Origin of the sequence: Enterobacter cloacae complex sp. IR53030 (assembly GCF_049238365.1) — a bacterium.
GTDB classification, from domain to species: Bacteria; Pseudomonadota; Gammaproteobacteria; order Enterobacterales; family Enterobacteriaceae; genus Enterobacter; species Enterobacter kobei.
The window spans coordinates 45,119-61,847 of the sequence record NZ_JBMKHA010000024.1 but is presented as its reverse complement, the minus strand read 5'-3'; the positions used below and the strand labels follow the sequence as shown (position 1 = coordinate 61,847).

The window sequence follows — 16,729 nt, the reverse complement described above, 5'->3', positions numbered from 1 at the left end:
ATTAACGATATATCAGTGGAATGCGCGCAAAAATTCGTTTGAAGGTTTATCTTCAAGCGGAGAAGGAGAAAAATTATCTTTAATCTCGCCTGCCGTTAATTCTATCTTTCGTTGATAAGGTTCTTTTTGTAGCCAGCGTGGACTTTCAATAAAATCAAATGCGATGTCTGTCGCATCAAATCCTTCGAGCTCGGCAGGCTTAACCACTTTCCTTCTTTTACGGTCCAGAACCTGTGCATAAGCAGAAATATCAAAATATCGAATGCGATCATCTTCCACCACTGCATTAATACAATGCCAGGGGCGGGGCAAATAAAGATAATTCACAAAAATATTCCGAAGAGAATACACTGGCTTGTTGATTATCTGGCTATACAGTATTGCCGAGACATCGGCCATTTCCGAACAGAAGCAGGGCAAGCGCTGTGTTTGACCCAGCATTTCACGAAGATAATCCTGAGGTGTCAGGTTACGTATGACCTCGTCGCGAAAATGCTCGTAACGTGAAATATAATAATCCCAATGCTCCTCAGGAAATTTGAGGCGAACGATGTCTGCCGGCCATGTTTCAAACACATCTGATTCCTGAAGGACATGGCACATTGTTTTTGGAACTTCACGTAGAATATCATCAAGGCTCGCCAGGTGATATTTTTCAATGACTGCCCGTGCCAGTTCCCGAAGTTCATCATTCATAACATCACCTTACTTATATTGTGTTAAAGAGGCCGCGCCACAATAAACAAAGTTTATATTACGTGGCCGTTCATGGCGTTTGAGCTTTTTCAGCAGGCTGGCACTGTGCTGCTGGCAATTGGTTTCATTGATCACTGATTCATCGCAGGTCAAAACAATATCGAATCCCGCAATTTGATCCCCTTCATTGACAATTTGGGTCTTGCAGGTCATCACCCCTTTAATTTCCCGGCACAGCTGCTTAACGGCGCCGATATTGACTTTCTCATCCCTGATAACAATAAAATCACTGATTCTGCCTTTGAAAAACAGGAACCCATCAGCGTCCTGGAAGAAGATGTCTCCGGTGCGAAGCCAGCGTTTGCCATCAAGCTCAATGAACGTTTGTCGGTTACCGCGCCCAATGCGCTTGACGAGCAACGTATCAGAACTAATTAGCAACTCCCCCTGCCCGTCCTGGCCGTCTGCACAGGGCAGGATACGGACGTCCGTCTGGTCAATAGGACGTCCGGCTGACGCATAATATCCTCTCCCCAGCAGATGAGCCGGGCATGTCGACACCCGCGGTCCGGCCTCACTGATGCCATAAGTCAGATATAACTCAAGCCATGGCTGTCGGAGTAAAAAGGCTTCCACCTCATTCGGCGCAGCCAAATCGCCCCCAATCGTCAGTTTGTTTAACCCCGGCGGAAGCGTTGTTTCCCAGGCGTTCAACTGTCGCAGCAATACGGGCGTGAGCGAACTGAGGGTCACGCCGTATCGCTGTAAATCATCCAGATAATGGGGTACAGAAAACGGAGGTCCACTGATAACAATTTCGCAGCCCGTCTCCAGGGCAGCAATCATCTGGGCAACCAGCGCGGTGGAATAGCACATCGGCAAACTGATCAATACCCTGTCGCTGGCGCTCATGCCGATACTTTTGGCATGACGCAGCGCGTTACGCCGCAGCGAATCAAAATGATGGACACAGCCGCTGCTGAACGACGACGACGTGCCGGACGTGGCTATCACGACCTGCCCCGGCTGTGTCTGTACGGGTCCGCCATCACGGCATTTTCCCACCTGCCAACGCCCGAGGGGTTCAGCTGCGCTTACGCCCAGCTCCTGCCATCGTCCTGGCTGAATCGGCGTACGCACCAGCGCCCCCGCCGCAAAGTCCTCAAGCATCTGCAGGATGCGTTCTGCTGGCGTGAGCGGCGGGATCAGCGCAGGCACAAAGCCACTGTTGAGGACAGCAAAGAACATATACATCAAGTCCGGGCAGTTCGGCATCGCTATCAGCACCACCCGACCGGGTTCCAGACTCTGCCGCTGCCAGTAATCGACATAGTATTGATAACTCTCTCCTTCAGTGCCGCTGATCCCCACCGCAGACGTTGCCTGCACCGGAGAAAATAAACCGGCAGGCTCATAGGGAACAAATGCGGCACATTCTTCTGCTCGCGTTAACATTCTCAGGCTCCAAGCTTATTCATAATGAAACGCGAAAGGGTTTGGCACGAATAAAAATTCGCGGGCGAAAACTCTTTATCTTCAACTTGAATATTAAACTCTTCCTCACACTGGAAGCGTAATTCTACAAATCCAATAGAATCCATTCCTACCATTGAGGCGAGACCGGTCTCGTCAGCAATATCTTCGCGCTCGACATCCAGACCAATACGTTCAGCGATGATTTCTTTAATACGATCGACAATTACAGGCATATCCAGTTTCATAATTTTACCCTTTAATGTTTTCAAGTGTTTTATTTACTACAGCGGAAGATGATTCTTTATTTAACCAACGTAATATTGGCGGTGTGGTTGCCGTTACCACGAGCGCCACGATAACCATAATAGAGTAGATGCGTTGTGAAATAAGATGCAATTCGAGCCCGATAGACAGCACAACCAGCTCCATCAGACCACGCGTATTCATGAGCGCGCCAATCATAGAGGCTTCACGAAGGGAATATCCTGAAATACGCGCCCCGAGCAGAGCACCACTGAATTTGGTTATAAATGCCAGTAAGGTGAACCCAATTATCCAGGCAATGTCCTGCGTTGCCATACTGAAGTCGAAATGCGTTTTCAGACCGGCGCTGACAAACAACACGGGAAGTAAAAGATAGTGCATGAAACCGTTCATACTCGCATGCCATTGCTTCGCTAACCCGGGGATCCGCGCGAACATGCTGCCTGCCAGCAAGGCACCGAAACCACTGTGCAAGTGAAGATACTCCGCTCCCCACGCGCTGACCAAAATCCAAAAAATGATCGCCGGAAATCTCATCTCCGGCCTGTGCGCATACCGTATAAGCAGGGGGACCACGACTTTGCCGGTCACCACCCCATAAAGTACCAGTGCTGCCGTCACGACCGCCAAATACGACCACAGCGAATCAGATTTTCCTTCAACAGCGGCAAATACGCTGTCCAAAGCCAAAATCCCCCAGCCTGCTACATCGGTAAGAATGGCAGCGGTAATGACGGGAGGAATGATGGCCAGGTGAAGCATTTTTAAATCTTCAATGATTCGCACAATGACCGGCAGAGCGGATACCGCCAGCGCCGTTCCCATAAAGATATTAAATAAAAGACGATCGGTTTGTGGCGCCAGTTCGGCATGTACCGAATTTCCCGCTAACATGCCACCGATAAACGGCAGCAGCATGCCTAGGAACGCTATTTTCAATGCAGCGATAGTCTGCTTACGACGGCCATGATTATGACCATGAAAATGCGACAACCCAATATCGAACATGAGCAGAATCATGCCCAGATTCGCCAGCTTATCTATGGTGGTCAGCGACTCTTGGCTAAATAAAGACGTTTGAAATGAGAACAGAGACATTATTCCGGGAAAGAAAGTCGGTCCCAATAAAACGCCTGCAGCAATATGGCCAATAACCTGTGTTTGACCTATTTGCTCCATAAGTTTGCCGACGACATAGCAGGCAAAAACAATGACCGAAAGCTGAATAATAAACATGGGTATCCCCGCCAATGCTAGCGTTGAGTTTATTGATATTAAAAGTGTTTAGTTCGAAACGTGGGCGACGCTGTTCTCGTTAAAATACCCCATCGCGGTGGTTATCATCGCTATCATCACCATAACGAGGCTCAGCAAACAGATGCCCTGCCAGTCCCACCTTTCATAAACCCACGGACCGGTAACGGATCCGGCTGCGCCCAATGAATAATAAAAGAACATATAAAGCGCATAGAGGCTGCTTCTTTTATCCGGATGTAATCCGAGAACCCGCGTCTGGTTAGCCACCTGCGCGGCAAAACACCCTAAATCGAATAATATAATGCCCAGCGTAATTCCCGGTAAGGACGCAGGAAAAAGAAATAGTATGGCTATTCCCGCAACCACAAATACCATTCCGCCAAAAATCACGCTGCGACACCCGAAGCGGTCAGCCAGTTTCCCCGCATAGTTCGCCAGTACAAGACCGACGATACCCGCCAGGCCAAATAATCCGGCTGTTCCCGCTGGCAGATGGAGTGGCGGTCTTTGCAGATGAAGCATGATGGTCACCCATAACAGGCTAAAGACGAAAAACCATGCCCCTCCGGTGACGGCAGATTCAATAAGCCGCACGTTACGCAGCAAGCCCGGCAATTGCACCATGACGCTCAGATACCCCGTCTCCCTTGCGGGTTTAACATCAGGCAGGCATCTGATGGCCAGTAGCGCCATGGAGGCCATAACGGCTGCGACGATGGCCAGCATCCCTCGCCAGCCAAGCGCATCGGCCAGACTGCCGCCCACGAGCCTCGCGAGCAATATTCCTGCCGAAATGCCCATGGTGATCAGTCCGACCGTAGCGCCTTTTGGCGTAATGTGAAATCCAAGCGCATTCAGTTGCACTGCGCTTGTAGCCATGGCGCCTGTCACTATTCCCGCGCTAAAAAGGAGCAACGGCTGACGGGTCAGGGAAGCGGCGAAGAGCGCAAGTGAGAGGAGAATAAACTGAGAAATAATCAGTTTCTTACGGTTAACGCTGTCTCCAAGCGGAACAAGAAACAGTATTCCCAGCATATAACCTATTTGCATGCTCGCCGCAATGAAGCCGGTATAAAACAGAGGCAACTGCAAAGATGCCGCGATAGCGGGCAATACGGGCTGAAGAATATAGTTATTTGCCATAGCCGTACCCGCCGCGATGCTGGCGAACCAGATAAATAACGGCGAAACCGGATTTTCTTGCGCGATATCACTCATTAATCGCCCCCTGTCTTTTTTTTGCCACAATATCAATTGCTACTTTCATTTTTTTCTCGGGAAACGGTAAGACATGCAATAACGTAAATGCAGGTCGGGAATCACGGAAATAGTGCCCATGGATACGCGCTACCTGCTGCCATTCTTCAATTTCAGTCAGATACAGCCTGCTTTGTATTACATCGTCTATTGCATAACCACTGGATTCAAGTATCCCCTTGATCTTATTCAGAACGCATTCCGTTTGCAGTGAGATGTCATCAGATTCAATCTCACCACAAGAATTAAGAGGTCCCGTTTTCGAAATATATAGCCAACCGTCTGCTTCTACCGCTCGCGAGAAACCGAAAGCCTCCTCCCAGCTGCTGCCAGAAGTAATAAGTCTTTTTGATTCCACAATGTCATGCCTTTCATCACAGGGTGAAACAAACATATTACAACCCAATCAAATTTGTCCAGAAAAAATAACAAAAAATTGACCTGAAATTTAGCAGGTAATTAAGTAAGCATTTCCTGGATAAGCTGTAAGCACAGCTAACCAATCAATATCTAAATTAATAAAATTAAATGATAAATAAGGCAGAAAATTTCCCGCAGATAACGTCAATTAAATGAGCTGAGTATTAAAATAATGACTCTTTTATTTAACCGCGAGTTTTTACCGCACGCAAATATTAACCTCACCTAAGGAAGGTGCGAATAAGTCACCAAACGCAAAAAAACGCCTATGTAAGTGATTGAATTTAATTGACTAAAAGTTTCATTTTCGTTGCGGAGGGTACTTATTCGCACCCTCCCTAAAAGAATCATATTTCGTTATTTATTTTTATATGTAACTCAATGGAAAATATGAGAAATATTTAAATATAAGACAACCTTATGACGTCACAGAGTATCGTTGTTAATCAGGGTATTCTTAAGAATAAGCGGTCAGGAAATTAAACGGTTTCAATAAAAAAGCCTGCTTTAATTGCAGGCCTTTGCTTCTTGTCGACGGAGACGGGTGCTATAAAGGGCTTAAATCTGATAATCAATCGCCACTTCTTCTGGCTCCATCACCTGACGTTTAATCTCATCAACGGACAGCCCGGCGTTGCAAAGTTCGATAAAGCGCCACACATAGTTGCGCTGCAGCTGTCCACGCTTCAGGCCGAGCCATACGGTATTGGCATCAAACAGATGACGTGTATCAAGACGCACCAGATCTCCCCCCTCGCGTTCGCCACTGGACTGTTCTGCCACCAGACCTATGCCCAGCCCGAGCTCGACGTAGGTTTTGATTACATCAGAGTCCTGTGCGCTCAGCACCACGTCCGGCGTGAGCCCTTTGCGGTTGAAGGCTTCATCAATGCGCGAGCGTCCGGTAATGCCCTGGCGATAGGTAATCAGCGGCCATTTGGCAATGTCTTCCAGCGTCAGGGGCGAAACCTGATTCAACGGATGATCGGCGGGGAGCAACAAACTGTGATACCAGCGGAACCAGGGAAAAGCCACCAGCAGCGGGTCGTTGCTCAGGCGTTCGCTGGCAATGCCGATATCTGCCCCACCATTTTGCAGCAGCACTTCAATTTCCTGCGGCGTCCCCTGGATAAGCTCCAGGCGGACGTCAGGAAAAAGTTCACGGAAGGCTTTAATCACTGGCGGCAGGCTGTAACGCGCCTGGGTGTGGGTGGTGGCGATGGTGAGGACGCCCGAGGCGTCATTCGTGAAGAGATCCGCCAGGCGGCGCACATTGCTGGCTTCGTTGAGGATCCGCTCCGCAATGGTCAGCAAGGCTTTGCCCGGCTCCGTCATGCCAAGCAGACGCTTGCCGCGACGGATAAAAATCTCTATCCCCAGTTCTTCTTCCAGCTCGCGGATATGGCGACTGACGCCGGACTGAGAGGTATAAAGCATATTGGCGACCTCGGTCAGGTTGTAATCCCGCCTGGCCGCCTCACGGATAATTTTAAGTTGCTGGAAATTCACGATTCACTCCGGCGCATCTGACATAACGCTATTGTTAGAGTCAGCCGCACTGCAGAACAAATAATAAAAACCCGCAACTTATGCTTTTATGGAATATCAGCTCACGAGCTGGAGTTCACGGTTCTCAAGCGATGGCTTGCTGACCAGCGACATCAAAATCTCTTTTACCGCCTGCGCCTGTGGCGTCAGCGAGCCGCGTGCGGACATGTTGAGCGACAGCGGCAGGCTCATCGAAGGCGTGGTGATCCGTGCCATCCAGCCATTTGCCGCACTGCAGAGCGAGCGCGCTGCAGATTCTGGCAACACGGTTACGCCCATTCCGCTGGCAATGGCCGCGGTCAGCGTGGAGAGTGAGTCGATCTCGCCGATGATTTTGGCCGTCAGGCGACGCAGGGAGAATGCTTCATCCACGCGCACACGCACGGCGCTGTAATCACGCGGCAGATAGAGGTTCATTTCTGCCACGGCGGTAAGATCGACGCTCTGCCCAGGACAGTCGCGGGTGCCCACGAGGTAGAGATCTTCTTTCAGCAGCGGCTGGCTGGTGATCCCGGCGACCGGAGAACGATCGTAAAGGACCGCCATATCCAGCTGGCCATTGAGCAGTTTGTCATTGAGTACCGAACCGCTGTTCTCGTGCAGATAGACCAGTACTTCCGGTAGCTCAGCACGAACGGCCTGCAGCAGCGGCATGGTGATAGAAGACGCCGCAGTGCCCGGCGCAAGACCAATGGAAACGTGCCCGCTGAGGGTCTGGCCGACGTTGTTGACCGCCAGTTGCGCCTGTTCGCACTGGCGCAGAATAGTGCGGGCATGGGTATAAAGAATTTTTCCGGCTTCCGTTGGCGTGACGCCGCGTTTGGTACGAATCAATAATTGCTGATCCATCTCGCCTTCCAGAGTAGCCACCTGCTGGCTCAGCGCAGGCTGCGCGATATGCAGCACTTCTGCCGCTTGAGTCAGGCTGCCGATATCGACGATTTTTACGAAGTATTTCAGTCGTCTTAAGTTCATTTTGCCCCCTGTTCGAAATGCTTTGCCGGTACTGGCTATCGTTGTTGAACAGGTTTTGCAATATGAATGCCACTTTTACAGGGCGGTCTGAATTCCTCGCTAAGCGCCTGAAAATAAGGAAACCTAATCATGGAGGGGGGTTTTATTACTGAAACAGCAGTTTATGATCTGCCCCATTAGAGGTATATACGCACCAAAGCGGTGCATTACGCTGTCAAAAACATCACATTGCCGATTTTGTCAGCAAACGATCAAAAGGCGTTGATCCACCCTTTGACAAGCGCGGCTGACGTCGATAATATGCGCCCCGTTCACACGATTCCTCTGTAGTTCAGTCGGTAGAACGGCGGACTGTTAATCCGTATGTCACTGGTTCGAGTCCAGTCAGAGGAGCCAAATTTGAAAAGCCTGCTTACGAGCGGGCTTTTTGCTTTTCTGCATCTGGTAAAATTGTCGGGTGGCGGCTTCGCCTTACCCGACCTACAAAAACCTCGAATCGTAGGCCGGGTAAGGCGAAGCCGCCACCCGGCGAAAATCACCTCACATACCGATCTTAACCGGCATCCCCGACCGACGTTCCAGCTCCGCTCCCGCGCCCTCGTTAATCAACTGTGTCCGCTGCGCGGCCGAAATGGGCAGAGGCACTTTCCGGGTTGACTCGAATTCCGCCCGATTGCGTGATAGCGGTTCGTGAACCTCCACCCACCGGCTACCGTCCGGCTCTGTCGTCACTTTAACGGGGCGATCGATAATCTGCACACGGGTGCCCACGGGAACATTATCGAAAAGATATTTGATATCGGCGTTACGCAGACGAATACATCCCTGGCTAACCCGTAGCCCGATACCGAAATTCGAGTTGGTGCCGTGAATCGCATACAGCCTGCCGATATATATCGCATACAGGCCCATCGGGTTATCCGGCCCGGCGGGCACGAAGGCCGGAAGCGTTTTCCCCTCTGCCGCATAGGCGCGACGCGTATTCGGCGTCGGAGACCAGGTGGGGCCTTCCTGCTTACGCTCAACGGCCGTTACCCAGTTACGCGGAGTTTCACGCCCGGCCTGACCGATGCCGATGGGCAATACGTCAACGGTATGACTGCCCGGTGGATAATAGTAGAGACGCATTTCCGCCACGTTAACGACAATCCCCTCGCGGACGGTGTCGGGCAAAATCAGTTGCTGGGGGATCACCAGCCGGGTGCCGGACGTAGGCAGAAAAGGATCCACGCCCGGGTTTGCTTCCAGCATATTGCTTAGGCCCTGTCCGTAGCGCGCGGCAAACGCCTCCAGCGGTAGCGTATTGCGATCCGGCACGATGATGACCTGCGAGCTGCCCACCAGACGACTGCCCGTCGGTGGTAAGGGATAACTCACCGCCTGCACGCTGTGGCTGATCAGTAATGCAGCAAGACAACCCAACACCTCTGTACGACGCATCTTCCCTTCCTCAGTCGCTTCGCTATTTGTTAAGCATAGCGTAGCCGTTTTGCATTACCCATCAGGAGATAAAATCAGTTTGCACGGGCTGCCTGTCGCGGTAGTCTCATAGGTTCCGTTTATATGACGGCTGCTATGTGAGTGACCTTTTCTTATACCAATAATTAAAATCAGTATGGACAGGACAACTATGGACTCCACCCTCATCTCCGAACGACCCGGCGAGGAGACCCCTTCGCTCAATCGTGCCCGTCGCGCCGCCCTCGGCAGCTTCGCGGGCGCCGTCGTCGACTGGTATGATTTTCTGCTCTACGGTATCACCGCCGCGCTGGTGTTTAACCGTGAATTCTTCCCCCAGGTCAGCCCCGCGATGGGCACCCTCGCCGCATTTGCCACCTTCGGCGTCGGGTTCCTGTTTCGTCCGCTTGGTGGGGTGATCTTCGGCCACTTCGGCGACCGGCTGGGCCGCAAACGTATGCTAATGCTTACCGTCTGGATGATGGGGATTGCCACCGCGCTGATTGGCATTCTCCCTTCGTTTTCCGCCATTGGCTGGTGGGCACCGATATTGCTGGTGATACTGCGCGCCATCCAGGGCTTCGCCGTAGGCGGCGAATGGGGCGGTGCGGCGCTGTTGTCCGTTGAGAGCGCACCGAAAAACCGGAAAGCGTTCTACAGCAGCGGCGTACAGGTGGGATATGGCGTGGGGCTGCTGCTGTCGACCGGGCTGGTGTCACTCATCAGCCATTACACCACCGACGAGCAGTTCCTGAGCTGGGGCTGGCGCATTCCGTTTATCTTCAGCATCGTGCTGGTCATTGCCGCGCTGTGGATCCGTAATGGGATGGAGGAGTCGGCAGAATTCGAAAAGCAGCAGGAAAAGCCTTCCGTCAAAAAACGCCTTCCGGTTATGGAAGCCCTCGTCCGGCACCCTGGCGCTTTTCTGAAAATTATCGCCCTGCGCCTGTGTGAGCTGCTGACGATGTACATCGTCACCGCGTTTGCCCTGAACTACTCGACGCAAAATCTCGGTCTGCCGCGTGAGCTATTCCTGAATATTGGTCTGGTGGTCGGCGGGATCAGCTGCCTGACTATCCCCTGTTTCGCCTGGCTGGCGGACAGATTTGGCCGCCGTCGCGTCTATATCACCGGCGCGCTGATTGGTACCCTCAGCGCCTGGCCGTTCTTTATGGCGCTGGAGGCGCAGTCTGTGTTCTGGATTGTCTTCTTCGCCATTATGCTCGCGAACATCGCTCACGATATGGTGGTCTGCGTACAGCAGCCGATGTTTACCGAACTGTTTGGTGCGAGCTATCGCTACAGCGGCGCGGGCGTGGGCTACCAGGTTGCCAGCGTGGTCGGCGGCGGTTTCACGCCGTTTATTGCCGCCGCGCTGGTGACCTTCTCCGGGGGAAACTGGCACAGCGTGGCGATTTATCTGCTGGCTGGATGCCTGCTGTCAGCGGCGACGGCGCTACTGATGAAAGAGACGCGCCACAGCTGATCTCCCTTTTGTTTCACAGGCGTGTGACATACTATCGGGTAGAGTCGCACACCTGTGGAACAAGGAGACAGAGATGAATAATAAGGGCTCCAGCCTGACCCCGGCTCAGGCGCTGGAAAAACTCGACGCACTGTATGAACAGTCCGTCAACGCGCTGCGCAGCGCCATCAGCGAATATATCGAAACAGGGAAACTTCCCGACGAAAAGGCCAGAAGTGAGGGCCTTTTTGTTTATCCATCGCTCTCTGTGACCTGGGACGGTAGCGCCAGCACGACGCCAAAAACCCGCGCCTATGCCCGTTTTACCCACTCCGGCTGCTACAGCACCACCGTCACCCGCCCTGCACTATTCCGCCCTTATCTTGAAGAGCAACTCACGCTGTTATACCAGGATTACGGCGCACACATTGCCGTAGAACCTTCACAGCATGAGATCCCGTATCCTTACGTGATTGACGGTTCGGCGCTAACCCTTGATCGTTCCATGAGCGCGGGACTGACCCGCCATTTCCCAACCACCGAGCTTTCACAGATTGGCGATGAAACGGCAGACGGGATTTATCACCCGGCAGAATTTTCTCCCCTCTCGCACTTTGATGCCCGCCGGGTGGATTTCTCGCTGGCACGCCTGCGCCACTACACCGGCACGCCCGCCGAGCATTTCCAGCCGTTCGTGCTGTTTACCAACTACACCCGTTACGTCGATGAGTTTGTCCGCTGGGGCTGCAGCCAGATCCTTGACCCGGAAAGCCCGTACATCGCGCTCTCCTGTGCGGGCGGGATCTGGATCACCGCAGAGACTGAAGCGCCCGAGCAGGCCATTTCCGACCTGGCATGGAAAAAGCACCAGATGCCTGCCTGGCACCTGATCACCGCCGACGGCCAGGGCATCACGCTGATCAACATCGGCGTGGGGCCGTCGAACGCCAAAACCATCTGCGACCATCTGGCGGTACTGCGCCCGGACGTCTGGCTGATGATCGGCCATTGCGGCGGCCTGCGCGAAAGCCAGCTGATTGGTGATTACGTGCTGGCCCACGCCTACTTACGCGACGACCACGTTCTCGACGCCGTGCTGCCGCCAGATATTCCGATTCCGAGCATCGCTGAGGTGCAGCGCGCGCTGTATGACGCCACCAAAGAGGTGAGCGGCATGCCCGGTGAAGAGGTTAAGCAGCGCCTGCGCACCGGTACGGTGGTCACTACCGATGACCGTAACTGGGAGCTGCGTTACTCCGCCTCCGCGCTGCGGTTCAACCTGAGCCGTGCGGTGGCGATTGATATGGAAAGCGCCACCATTGCCGCGCAGGGGTATCGCTTCCGCGTGCCTTACGGCACCTTGCTCTGCGTGTCCGATAAGCCGCTGCATGGCGAAATCAAGCTGCCGGGTCAGGCCAACCGCTTCTACGAAGGGGCGATATCCGAACACCTGCAAATTGGCATTCGTGCCATTGATTTGCTGCGCGCGGAAGGTGACAAACTGCATTCCCGCAAGTTGCGTACCTTCAACGAGCCACCGTTCCGCTGATAACTATTAAGGAAAATGCATGTCCACCTCATCACCCTTAGCGGCCCTGCGCCGGTGGCTTCAGGAAAACCATCTCGACGGGATGATCGTCCCGCGCGCGGATGCCTGGCAGAGTGAATACTGCGCGCCGTATGATGAAAAACTGGCCTGGCTGACGGGCTTTGACGGCTCGGCTGGCCTGGCGCTGGTTCTGAAAGACAAGGCGTTGCTGTTCGTCGACGGGCGCTATCAGGTGCAGGCCCGCGTTCAGGTCAACCTGGATGAGATTGAAATTCATCATCTGCACAATGAACCGCTGGCAGCATGGCTGGCGGCAAACGTTGAGCCCGACACGCGCATCGGTTTTGATCCACTGCTGATGACAAATACCGAGTTTACGCAACTTTCTGCCACGCCGTGTGAGCTCGTCCCGCTGAATGCCTCACCGTTTGACACGCTCTGGATCGATCGTCCTGACGCACCGGCGGGGCCGATCCGTGAAATGCCGGTTGCGGTAAGCGGTGAAAGCAGCGAAGACAAACGTCAGCGCGTTGCCGCCGTGCTGGCCGCGAACAATGCTGATTATCTGGCGGTTACGCTGCCGGATAACATTGCCTGGCTGCTCAACGTACGCGGGTCAGATATCCCCACCAGCCCGGTACCGCTCTCTTTTGCCCTGTTGCGTCGCGACGGTCACGTCGAGTGGTTTGTTGACGACACTAAGCTCAGCGCCCTGCCCGAAGCCGTGCGTAACACGCTCGCCACTGCGCCACAGGACGCCTTTATCGAACGCTGCCGAGAAATTGCGGAAGGTAAACGAGTGATGATCGATACCGATTCCGCACCGGTAGCCCTGCGCTTCGCCATTGAACCTCAGAGGGAGATCGTCTGGCAGACCGATCCGATCACCCTGCTGAAAGCCACCAAAAACCCGGTCGAGCTGGCAGGGTATCGTGAATGTCATCACCAGGACGGCGCCGCGTGGGTCAACTTCCTGGCCTGGCTGAGCCGTGAAGTGCCGCGACGTGAAGCGGCTGGGAATCCGTTAACCGAGCTCGAAGTACAGGCGCAACAGCTCGCGTTCCGTAAACAGCAGCCCGGCTTTATCGAGCAGAGCTTTGCGACCATTTCCGCCTCTTCGAGCAACGCGGCGATGTGCCACTATCACTCCAGCGAGGCCAGCAACAAACCCATCGGCCACGATCATTTTTACCTGAATGATTCTGGCGGTCAGTACACTAACGGCACCACTGACGCCACGCGCACGCTTGCCTGGGGTCATGTCCCCCCGCAGCAGCGTATGCATTATACCGCCGTACTGAGAGGCTTCCTGTCGCTGATAACCCTGCAGTTCCCATCCGGCATACACGGGCATCAGCTGGACGCTTTCGCGCGACGTCCGCTGTGGGAAATGGGGCTGGATTACGATCACGGCACGGGACATGGCGTGGGGCATCAGCTTCTTATCCATGAAAACCCACACCGCATCGCCAAAAAGGTTAACCCCTGGCCACTGGTGGCGGGCAATATCATGACCATTGAACCGGGGTATTATCTGGGCGGCAGCCACGGTATCCGCATTGAAAACCAGGTGGAAATTGTTGAAAGCCGCCCGGGGTTCTGCACGTTTTCTTCGCTAACGCTGATCCCGATTGATTTAAGCCAGGTGGAATTGCAGCTGTTGACCGGGCAGGAAAAGCAGTGGCTGGATGAATATCATCAGCAGGTTCGCGAGGCGCTGTCACCGCTGGTGAATAGCGAAGCGCGTCCGTGGCTGGTTGAGGCGACGGCGCCGATTAGTTTGGCTCGATAGTGCGGCTTTTGCCGGGTGGCGGCTTTGCCTTACCCGGCCTACGGAACAAGTAGGCCCGGTAAGCGCAGCGCCACCGGGCAATACTTCCAGAGATTAAAAAGCAAAAAGCCTGCTTTAAAAGCAGGCTTTTTAAATTTGGCTCCTCTGACTGGACTCGAACCAGTGACATACGGATTAACAGTCCGCCGTTCTACCGACTGAACTACAGAGGAATCGTGTGAACGGGGCGCATATTATCGATGCTCCCCCGGGATGTCAAAGGCAGAATGCAGATTTCCGATCGTTTGCCGATTTATTCTCCATTTCGCGCATTTGTCAGGCATTTTGTCGCGGATATTTCCATAGCCAGCGCCCGCTGACCATACGCCAGTAGAACAGCGCGCCGCGCACGGCCCAGTCAAGGAACATTCCCAGCCAGACACCCACCACGCCCCAGCCAAGCACCACACCTAACGTATAACCCGCCACAACCCGACACCCCCACATGCCGAGCATCGACACCCACATCGCAAAACGAGCATCACGCGCCCCTTTCAGACCCGCGGGTAGCACCCATGAGGCCGCCCAGATGGGCATAAACGCGGCATTGAGCCAGATAAGGATCTTAACAACCTCTTTCACATCCTGTTCATGGGTATAAAACGCGGCCATCAGCCCGGCAAAGGGGGCGGTTCCCCAGGCGATCGCCGTCAGGCCAATCGTTGACAGCCAGAACACGTGGCGCAGCTGACGTTCCGCCTGGCCTATCTGCCCTTTCCCGAGCCGTTTGCCCGTGATGATGGTCGAGGCTGAACCCAGCGCGTTACCCGGCAGGTTAATCAGCGAGGCGATGGAGAAGGCGATAAAGTTACCGGCGATAACGTCGGTCCCCATACCGGCGACAAACATCTGCGTCAGCAGCTTACCGCCGTTAAACAGCACTGATTCAATACTGGCGGGAATACCAATCCCCATCACTTCCCAGATAATGGCGAAGTTAAAGGGTCGGAAGTAGCTTTTCAGCGTAAGGCGCAGCGAAGGCGTGATGCCCGTCATCAGCACCCCGATAATCGCCGCCGCACCAATGTAGCGAGAAATGGTTAGCCCCAGACCGGCACCGACGAACCCCAACCCATCCCATGAAAACACGCCGTAGATCAGCACGCTGCTGATGATGATATTCAGAATATTCATCCCGCCGTTGATCAGCAGCGGGATTTTGGTGTTACCTGCCCCGCGCAGCGCGCCACTGCCAATCAGCGCGATGGCTGCGGCCGGATAGCTTATGACGGTCATTTCGAGGTAGGTTAGCGCCAGGTCCTTCACCTCGTTCGTGGCTTCCCCGGCGACAACATCGATAATCTCTTTACCGAAATAGTGGATCACCGCCGCCAGAACGATCGAAAAAATGGTCATGATCATCAGCGACTGGCGAGCCGCCTCGCGGGCCCGTTTGGGGTCAAGCTTGCCGAGGCTGAAGGCCACCACGACCGTTGTCCCAAGGTCGATAGCCGCGAAGAAAGACATCACCACCATGTTGAAGCTGTCCGCCAGCCCAACCCCCGCCATCGCCTCTTTCCCCAGCCAGCTGACAAGGAAGGTGCTCAACACCCCCATCAGCAGTACGCAGGTATTCTCCAGAAAGATAGGCACCGCAAGGGGGGTGATTTCACGCCAGAAGAGGACACGATAGCTTTTACGTTTTGCGTACCAGGGCGTGCGCATGATCGCCTGGCGCAGAGGAGCAGTGACGTTCAAAATGGACCTTAGCGAGAAAAGTTGAAACTCCATTTCAAATGATGGGGGAGAAATGCTCATCCTGCAAAGTATTTTCCTGAAAAAGATGTGTGGATTTACAACAAACTGACGACAGATTCAGCAGTCAGTCGATTTTCTCTAAGATCAGGTTTGACAAAAGTTTTTTCGCCGCTAAGATAAGCCTCCACAACGATTCCTCTGTAGTTCAGTCGGTAGAACGGCGGACTGTTAATCCGTATGTCACTGGTTCGAGTCCAGTCAGAGGAGCCAAATTTAAAAAGCCTGCTTTTAAAGCAGGTTTTTTGCTTTTCTGTGCCTGATAAAATTGTCGGGTGGCGGCTGCGCCTTACCCGACCTACTAAAATAAAAAAGGCTCTCTGTCACCAGAGAGCCTTTTTCACCATTCACTGCGATTACTCGCTTTTTGCTTCGCCGTTTTTGATTTCGCCCATCACTTTCAGCTTTTTAGAGATATCGCGACGCTCTTTGGACAGCTCAGCATTTTTGATGATGTAGTCATCCACGCGGTCTTCATAGTCGCTCTTCATGCTGGCGATGATGCCCTGAATAGCTTCAACGCTCATGCCTGGCTTGATGTAGTCGCTCAGGTTGTCGAGCAGCAGGACACGTTTCTGGTTGTCACGGATCTTCTTCTCAACGTCCTGGATTTCACGCTGCAGTTTGTTTTTGCGGCGGAACAGGCGGACGAATTCCAGAACATCCTGGAACGAAGGCTTGGTAGTTTCCATTTTTACACCCCTGATAATGTGAGATTCGGATTCGTTAAAGCAACCGTTGTATCAATAACCTTACTGACAGCGGCTGCGAATGACAA

The 16,729-nt window shown here is 53.4% G+C and carries 14 protein-coding genes and 3 tRNA genes; 5 read left to right on the top strand and 12 right to left on the bottom strand.

The window, feature by feature from the left end; translation table 11 throughout:
- Positions 1–12 precede the first annotated feature (12 nt).
- The 8 genes from ACOTXR_RS20670 to nac form a co-directional block, all read right to left on the bottom strand.
- A complete protein-coding gene (locus ACOTXR_RS20670) occupies positions 13–696 on the bottom strand; it encodes a hypothetical protein (RefSeq protein ID WP_014884440.1) in 684 nt (227 codons plus the stop codon).
- 9 nt (positions 697–705) lie between these two features.
- The gene (locus tag ACOTXR_RS20665; RefSeq protein ID WP_078310457.1) at positions 706–2,151 is read right to left on the bottom strand and encodes a class I adenylate-forming enzyme family protein; all 1,446 of its coding nucleotides are present in this window, start codon (positions 2,149–2,151) and stop codon (positions 706–708) included.
- Positions 2,152–2,153: 2 nt separating this feature from the next.
- Positions 2,154–2,417 (bottom strand): acyl carrier protein, encoded by a 264-nt coding sequence (locus tag ACOTXR_RS20660; RefSeq protein WP_078310462.1) that lies wholly within the window; start codon positions 2,415–2,417, stop codon positions 2,154–2,156.
- 4 nt (positions 2,418–2,421) lie between these two features.
- Positions 2,422–3,672: a cation:proton antiporter gene (locus ACOTXR_RS20655; protein ID WP_078310464.1), complete on the bottom strand. Its 1,251-nt coding sequence runs from the start codon at positions 3,670–3,672 to the stop codon at positions 2,422–2,424.
- Positions 3,673–3,720: 48 nt separating this feature from the next.
- Positions 3,721–4,911, bottom strand: a complete 1,191-nt coding sequence (locus ACOTXR_RS20650; RefSeq protein WP_058690946.1) for an MFS transporter — start codon at positions 4,909–4,911, stop codon at positions 3,721–3,723.
- Positions 4,904–5,308: a Rid family hydrolase gene (locus ACOTXR_RS20645; RefSeq protein ID WP_032629102.1), complete on the bottom strand. Its 405-nt coding sequence runs from the start codon at positions 5,306–5,308 to the stop codon at positions 4,904–4,906. Before ACOTXR_RS20645 ends, ACOTXR_RS20650 begins: the two co-directional genes overlap by 8 nt.
- Before the next feature lie 620 nt (positions 5,309–5,928).
- A complete protein-coding gene (gene cbl / locus ACOTXR_RS20640; RefSeq protein ID WP_023330849.1) occupies positions 5,929–6,879 on the bottom strand; it encodes an HTH-type transcriptional regulator Cbl in 951 nt (316 codons plus the stop codon).
- 96 nt (positions 6,880–6,975) lie between these two features.
- A complete protein-coding gene (nac, locus tag ACOTXR_RS20635; RefSeq protein ID WP_014884446.1) occupies positions 6,976–7,893 on the bottom strand; it encodes a nitrogen assimilation transcriptional regulator NAC in 918 nt (305 codons plus the stop codon).
- A 320-nt stretch (positions 7,894–8,213) separates the two neighbouring features.
- Here nac and ACOTXR_RS20630 point away from each other — a divergent pair.
- A tRNA-Asn gene (locus ACOTXR_RS20630) sits at positions 8,214–8,289 on the top strand.
- A 144-nt stretch (positions 8,290–8,433) separates the two neighbouring features.
- Here ACOTXR_RS20630 and ldtA read toward each other — a convergent pair.
- Entirely contained in the window at positions 8,434–9,333 is a 900-nt protein-coding gene (gene ldtA / locus ACOTXR_RS20625; protein ID WP_058690947.1) for a L,D-transpeptidase, read from the bottom strand.
- A gap of 190 nt (positions 9,334–9,523) precedes the next feature.
- Between ldtA and shiA the strand changes: the two genes are divergently transcribed.
- The 3 genes from shiA (at position 9,524) to ACOTXR_RS20610 (ending at position 14,157) form a co-directional block, all read left to right on the top strand.
- Positions 9,524–10,837, top strand: coding sequence for a shikimate transporter (shiA, locus tag ACOTXR_RS20620; RefSeq protein ID WP_045134945.1), 1,314 nt, complete (start codon positions 9,524–9,526; stop codon positions 10,835–10,837).
- 73 nt (positions 10,838–10,910) lie between these two features.
- Positions 10,911–12,365: an AMP nucleosidase gene (locus tag ACOTXR_RS20615; RefSeq protein WP_014884456.1), complete on the top strand. Its 1,455-nt coding sequence runs from the start codon at positions 10,911–10,913 to the stop codon at positions 12,363–12,365.
- A gap of 19 nt (positions 12,366–12,384) precedes the next feature.
- Complete coding sequence (locus ACOTXR_RS20610; RefSeq protein WP_078310436.1) at positions 12,385–14,157, top strand: aminopeptidase P family protein; 1,773 nt, start codon at positions 12,385–12,387, stop codon at positions 14,155–14,157.
- A 136-nt stretch (positions 14,158–14,293) separates the two neighbouring features.
- Here the strand turns inward: ACOTXR_RS20610 and ACOTXR_RS20605 are convergent.
- Positions 14,294–14,369, bottom strand: a tRNA-Asn gene (locus ACOTXR_RS20605).
- Positions 14,370–14,472: 103 nt separating this feature from the next.
- A complete protein-coding gene (emmdR, locus tag ACOTXR_RS20600; protein ID WP_014884458.1) occupies positions 14,473–15,927 on the bottom strand; it encodes a multidrug efflux MATE transporter EmmdR in 1,455 nt (484 codons plus the stop codon).
- A 161-nt stretch (positions 15,928–16,088) separates the two neighbouring features.
- On the opposite strand from emmdR, the gene ACOTXR_RS20595 reads away from it, so the two are divergent.
- Positions 16,089–16,164 (top strand) — tRNA-Asn (locus ACOTXR_RS20595).
- 143 nt (positions 16,165–16,307) lie between these two features.
- Here ACOTXR_RS20595 and ACOTXR_RS20590 read toward each other — a convergent pair.
- Positions 16,308–16,643 (bottom strand): DUF496 family protein, encoded by a 336-nt coding sequence (locus ACOTXR_RS20590; protein WP_008499467.1) that lies wholly within the window; start codon positions 16,641–16,643, stop codon positions 16,308–16,310.
- Positions 16,644–16,729 lie beyond the last annotated feature (86 nt).